Annotated in this window: 4 protein-coding genes; 3 read left to right on the top strand and 1 reads right to left on the bottom strand. The window is 80.4% G+C overall.

What is annotated here, in order from left to right; translation table 11 throughout:
• The first annotated feature begins 86 nt into the window (after window positions 1-86).
• From hrpB to V9U69_RS10370, 3 genes are all read left to right on the top strand, one after another.
• The gene (gene hrpB, locus V9U69_RS10380) at window positions 87-2,603 is read left to right on the top strand and encodes an ATP-dependent helicase HrpB (RefSeq protein ID WP_337061684.1); all 2,517 of its coding nucleotides are present in this window, start codon (window positions 87-89) and stop codon (window positions 2,601-2,603) included.
• 134 nt (window positions 2,604-2,737) lie between these two features.
• Window positions 2,738-3,826 (top strand): NAD(P)-binding domain-containing protein, encoded by a 1,089-nt coding sequence (locus V9U69_RS10375; protein ID WP_337061683.1) that lies wholly within the window; start codon window positions 2,738-2,740, stop codon window positions 3,824-3,826.
• A 70-nt stretch (window positions 3,827-3,896) separates the two neighbouring features.
• Complete coding sequence (locus V9U69_RS10370) at window positions 3,897-4,721, top strand: methyltransferase domain-containing protein (RefSeq protein ID WP_337061682.1); 825 nt, start codon at window positions 3,897-3,899, stop codon at window positions 4,719-4,721.
• Window positions 4,722-4,739: 18 nt separating this feature from the next.
• Here V9U69_RS10370 and V9U69_RS10365 read toward each other — a convergent pair whose 3' ends face one another.
• A complete protein-coding gene (locus V9U69_RS10365) occupies window positions 4,740-5,438 on the bottom strand; it encodes a SprT-like domain-containing protein (RefSeq protein ID WP_442907715.1) in 699 nt (232 codons plus the stop codon).
• Window positions 5,439-5,483: the final 45 nt, after the last annotated feature.

Here is a 5,483-nt window from a genome sequence, read left to right as displayed (position 1 = left end):
GGGGCCGCCCCCACCGCCTGAGCCCCACCGCCTGAGCGCGCCGTCCCCCCGCCCCCGCGACCGCGGGGGCGGGGGAGACTGGCTCGGTGCTGCCGCCCGGACTGCTGGACACCCTCCCGGTCGGCGCGGTCGTGCCGGACCTGCTCACCGCCCTGGGTGCTGCGGGGGCCGCGGTGCTGCAGGCCCCGCCGGGCACCGGCAAGACCACCCTGGTGCCGCTGGCGCTGGCCGACGCCCTGCCCGGTCGCGTGCTCGTCGCCGAACCGCGCCGGGTGGCCGCCCGCGCGGCCGCCGCCCGCATGGCGGCGCTGCTCGGCGAGCCGGTCGGCGGCAGCGTCGGCTACGCCGTGCGCGGGGAGCGCCGCGCCGGTCCCGGCACCCGCGTGGAGGTCGTCACCACCGGCCTGCTGCTGCGGCGCCTGCTGGCCGCGGAGGACCTGCCGGGCGTGTCGGCGGTCCTGCTCGACGAGGTCCACGAGCGGCAGCTGGACCTGGACCTGGCCCTCGCGCTGTGCGTGCAGGCCCGTCGCCTGCTGCGGGAGGACCTGGCGCTGGTGGCCGCCTCCGCCACGATCGCCCCCGGCCGGCTGGCCGCGCTGCTCGGCGAGGAGGGCGGCCCACCCGCCCCGGTCGTGACCGCCACCGCGGCCGTGCACCCCCTCGAGGTGCGCTGGTGCCCGCCGCCGCGGCCGGTGCGCCCGCCGGAGGGGCTGCGCGTGGACCCCGCCCTGCTCGACCACGTCGCCCGCCTGGTGCGCACCGCCGTCGCCGAGCTCGACGGCGACGTGCTGGTCTTCCTGCCCGGTGCCGGGGAGGTCGCCGCCGTGGGCCGCCGCCTGGACGACCTGCCCGGCGGGCACCCCGGGATCGACGTGGCCGTCCTCACCGGCGGGCTGGGCGCGCGCGAGCAGGACGCCGCGCTGCGCCCCGGCCCGCGCCGACGCGTCGTCCTGGCCACCGCCGTCGCCGAGTCCAGCCTGACCGTTCCGGGGGTTCGGGTCGTCGTGGACGCCGGCCTGGCGCGGGTGCCGCGCGTGGACCACGCGCGGGGGCTGTCCGGCCTGGACACCGTGCGCGTCTCGCGGGCGGGCGCCGAGCAGCGCGCCGGTCGCGCCGCGCGCGAGGCGCCCGGTGCGGTGCTGCGGGCGTGGTCGGCCGCCGAGCACGCCCTGCTCGTGCCCGATGCCGCCCCGGAGATCGCCACCGGGGACCTGACGCCGTTCGCGCTGACGGCGGCCTGCTGGGGCGAGGTGGCGGACCTGCCGCTGCTGGACGCCCCGCCGCCGGGCCCGCTGGCCGCCGCCCGGTCCCTGCTGCACCGCCTGGGCCTGCTGGACCCCGCCGGCGCGGTCACGCCGACCGGCCGCGCGGCCGCCGCCGTCGGTGCGCACCCGCGGCTGGCGCGCGCCCTGCTGGACGGGGCCGGTCTCGCCGGTGCCGGACGGGCTGCGGAGGTGGTGGCGCTGCTGAGCGAGGACGTCCGCGGACCCGGCGACGACCTGGTGGCCACCTGGCGCGCCGCGCGCGCGGGACGGCTGCCGGAGGCGGAGCGGTGGAGGCGCGAGGTGCGCCGGCTGCGCGCGGCCGTCCCGGGCGAGGCGTCCACCGCGCCCCCCGGTGACCTGCCCGACGACCTGGCGGCCGGGCTGGTGACCGCCCTGGCCTTCCCCGACCGGGTGGCCCGCCGCCGCGGCGGCGGGTGGGCCTCCACCGGCGGTCCCCGCTTCGAGACCGGGCCGGGCTCCGCGCTCGCGGGCGCGGACTGGCTGGCCGTGGCCGTCGCCGACCGCGCCCCGGGGCGCGCCTCGGCCCGGGTGCGCGCGGCGGCCCCGCTGACGGAGGAGCTCGCCCGCGCCGTCGTCGCCCCGGCCGTCGCCGACGAGGTCGCCTGGCGCGACGGCGACGTGGTGGCCCGCCGCGTGGAGCGGCTGGGGGAGCTGGAGCTGTCCGCCCGCCCGCTGCCGCACGCACCGCCCGATCTGGTGGCCGCCGCCGTGGCCGAGGGCCTGCGCCGGGAGGGGCTGGGCCCGCTGCGCGTCACGCCGGCGGTGCGCTCGCTGCGGCAGCGCGTGGCCTGCTGCCGCGCCGCCCTCGGGGAGCCGTGGCCGGACCTCGGCGACGAGGCGCTGGTGGCCGACCCGGTGTCCTGGCTGGGACCGGAGCTGGCGGCGGTGCGCTCGCGCGCGGAGCTGGCGCGCATCGACGTGGCGGCGGCGCTGCGCCGGGTGCTGCCGTGGGAGGTGGCCGCCCGCCTCGACGAGCTGGCTCCCGAGGCCCTGCCGGTACCCAGCGGCCGGCGCGTCGCGCTCGACTACGCCGACCCGGCCGCTCCCGTGCTGGCGCTGAAGCTGCAGGAGGCGTTCGGCTGGCGCGCCGGCCCGCGCGTGGTCGGCGGTCGGGTGCCGGTGGTCCTGCACCTGCTGTCCCCGGCAGGGCGGCCGCTGGCGGTCACGGCCGACCTGGAGTCGTTCTGGCACAGCGCCTACCCGGCGGTGCGGGCGGAGAACCGCGGCCGCTACCCCAAGCACCCCTGGCCGGAGGACCCCCTGTCCGCCGAGCCGACGGCGCGCACGAACGCCGCGGCGCGCCGCGGCCCCCGCTGACCTCCCGCCTTCCCCTCCGCCCACCCGGGCGGGTGGCGCCACCGCGCGCGGGACCGCGGGGGACGCCTACGATCACGGACTGTGACGCGACCGGGAACGCGACGGCCCGCGGCCGTCGTGCGGCGGGGGCGCGGGTGAGCCCGGCGCTCGCGGCCGTCGACGTGGTCGTCGTCGGCGCCGGTCAGGGAGGGCTGGCCACCGCCCACCACCTGCTGCGCGCCGGTCTGGAACCCGGCCGCGGGTTCGTCGTCCTGGACGCCGGCGACGGTGCCGGCGGGGCGTGGCGGCACCGCTGGCCCTCGCTGACGATGGCGCGCGTCAACGGCGTGCACGACCTGCCGGGTCTGCCGATGCGCGAGGTGCTGGGCCCGGTGGACCCGGCGGCGCCCGCCCACGAGGTCGTCCCGGCGTACTTCGCCGCGTACGAGGAGGCCCTGGGGCGGCCGGTGCGGCGCCCGGAGCCGGTGCGGGAGGTGCGCCCGGCCGGTCCCCGCCTGCTGGTGGTCACCGACCGCGGCCGGTACGCGGCGCGCGCCGTCGTCAACGCGACGGGCACGTGGACGCGGCCGTTCGTGCCGCACTACCCGGGCGCGGGGGACTTCCTCGGCCGGCAGCTGCACACGGCCGGCTACCGCGGGCCGGGGGAGTTCACCGGGCAGCGCGTGGTGGTCGTCGGGGGCGGGATCTCGGCGGTGCAGCACCTGGCGGAGCTGTGCCCGGTGGCGGCGACGACGTGGGTCACCCGCAGCGAACCGGTCTTCCACGCTCCGGACGCCGACGGCGGCCTGGACGTGGCGGCCCGCCGGGCGGCGGTCGCGCGCGTGGCGGAACGGGTCGCGGCGGGTCTGCCGCCGGGCAGCGTGGTCTCGGCGACCGGTCTGGTGCTGACCCCGGAGGTGGCGGCGTTGCGCGCGGCGGGGGTCCTGCACCGGTTGCCGGTGTTCGAGCGCGTCACGCCGCACGGGGTGCGGTGGGCGGACGGTTCGGAGCGGGCCGCGGACGCGATCCTGTGGGCGACGGGGTTCCGCCCGGCGCTGGACCACCTGCGTCCGCTCCGGCTGCGCGAGCCGGGCGGTGGCGTGCTGCTGGAGGGCACCCGGGTGGTGCGCGAGCCGCGCCTGCACCTGGTGGGGTACGGCCCGTCGGCCTCCACCGTGGGTGCCTCCAGAGCGGCGCGGGACGCCGTGCGCGAGGTGGTGCGCACGCTGCTCGCCGGACGATGATCGTCTCATCTATCGAGATGCCCATCTCGGATGGTGGACCAGATGCGCCACGGGGCAGCACGCTGCCGCGGTGACCACCACCCGTCCCGCCGAGCCCCCCGCCGGCCCCGGCTACGTCCACGGCTACGCGGAGCCCGTGCGCCGCTCCCACGGCCGCCGCACCGTCGCCAACTCCGCCGCCTTCCTGCGCCCGCGCCTGCGCCCGGGGCTGTCCGTGCTCGACGTGGGCTGCGGCGTGGGCACGCTGACCGCCGACCTGGCCGCGCACGTCGCCCCCGGCCGGGTCGTCGGCGTCGACTCCTCCGCGCAGGTCCTCGCGGCCGTCGGGGAGGCCGCCGCCGCGCGCGGGGTGGCCGTGGAGCTCGCCGTCGCCGACGCGGGCGCCCTGCCGTTCGCGGACGGCGAGTTCGACGTCGTGCACGCCCACCAGGTCCTGCAGCACCTGCCGGACCCGGTGGCCGCGCTGCGCGAGATGCGCCGCGTGTGCCGCCCCGGCGGCACCGTGGCGGTGCGCGACGCCGACTACGCCACCGTCCACTGGCACCCGCAGACCCCCGGCCTGACGGCCTGGCTGTCCGGGTACCGCACCACCGCGCGCGCCGCCGGCGGAGACCCCGACGCCGGCTCCCGCCTGCTCGGCTGGGCCCGCGCCGCCGGCTTCTCCGAGGTGGTGCCCTCGGCGTCGGTGTGGCTGTTCGCCACGCCCGACGAGCGCGCCTGGTGGGGTGGCACGTGGGCGCAGCGCACCGAGAGCGCCCCGCTGGCCGACCGGTTGCGGGCCGACGGGCTCGACGACGACGACGTGGCGTCGGCGGCGCGGGCGTGGCGGGAGTGGGCGGCCGAGCCGGACGGCTGGACGACGATGGTCCACGGCGAGCTGCTCTGCCGGCCCTGACGCGCGTGCCCGGCGGCGTCAGCCGATCGGCTCCACGGCGGCGAACGGCGCGGTGACCACGCCGGCGGCCGTCTGCACGTGGTAGCGGGTGCGTGCCCGGCGCAGCACCCGCCCGGTCAGGCCCGCGTACCGGCCGGTGCCCAGCAGGCGCACCGCCGCCCCCGCCGGCAGCGGCGGCGCGGCCGGTCCCGGCGCGGGCGGCGGGCCGTCGCGCAGGGCGCGCCAGTCGGCCAGGTACCGCTCGCCCAGGGCGTGCGCGGGCACCTCGCGCCCGTCCAGGTGCCAGGTCAGCAGGTGCTCGGGGGAGAAGCCGCGCGCGCAGGCGCCGCAGGCCAGGGGCCGTGCCGGCCTGCGGTGCCGGCTGACGGCGTGCCCGGCCGGGCACACCCCCCGCCAGCGTCCCGGCGGCCGCGGCGCCGACGTGGTGCGGGCGCCCGAGCAGCCGATGCGCCGGGCGGCCGCCCGCCACACCGCGTCGTGGCCGTGGCGGGTGCCCACGAGCGCGTGGGCGATCTCGTGCAGGACGGTGTCGCGGACCTCCGCCGGTGAGTGCAGCAGCGTCATCGGTGCGCTCAGCCCGATCTGCCGGCGGTCCTCGCGGCAGACGCCGGCCCGGGTGCGGGCGCGGTCCAGCACGACCGTCCAGCCGGTGAGCCCGTGCTCGGCCAGCAGCTCCTCGGCCGTCGCGACCGCCTCCCGCAGATCCACGCCGCACATCCTGCCGCCCGCACCACCTCGCTCCGCTCACCCGTCCCTACGCCC

The organism is Kineococcus sp. G2 (assembly GCF_037154035.1).
Classification (GTDB): domain Bacteria; phylum Actinomycetota; class Actinomycetes; order Actinomycetales; family Kineococcaceae; genus Kineococcus.
The sequence above is the reverse complement of the archived record's forward strand: the minus strand, read 5'-3'. Positions and strand labels throughout refer to the sequence as shown.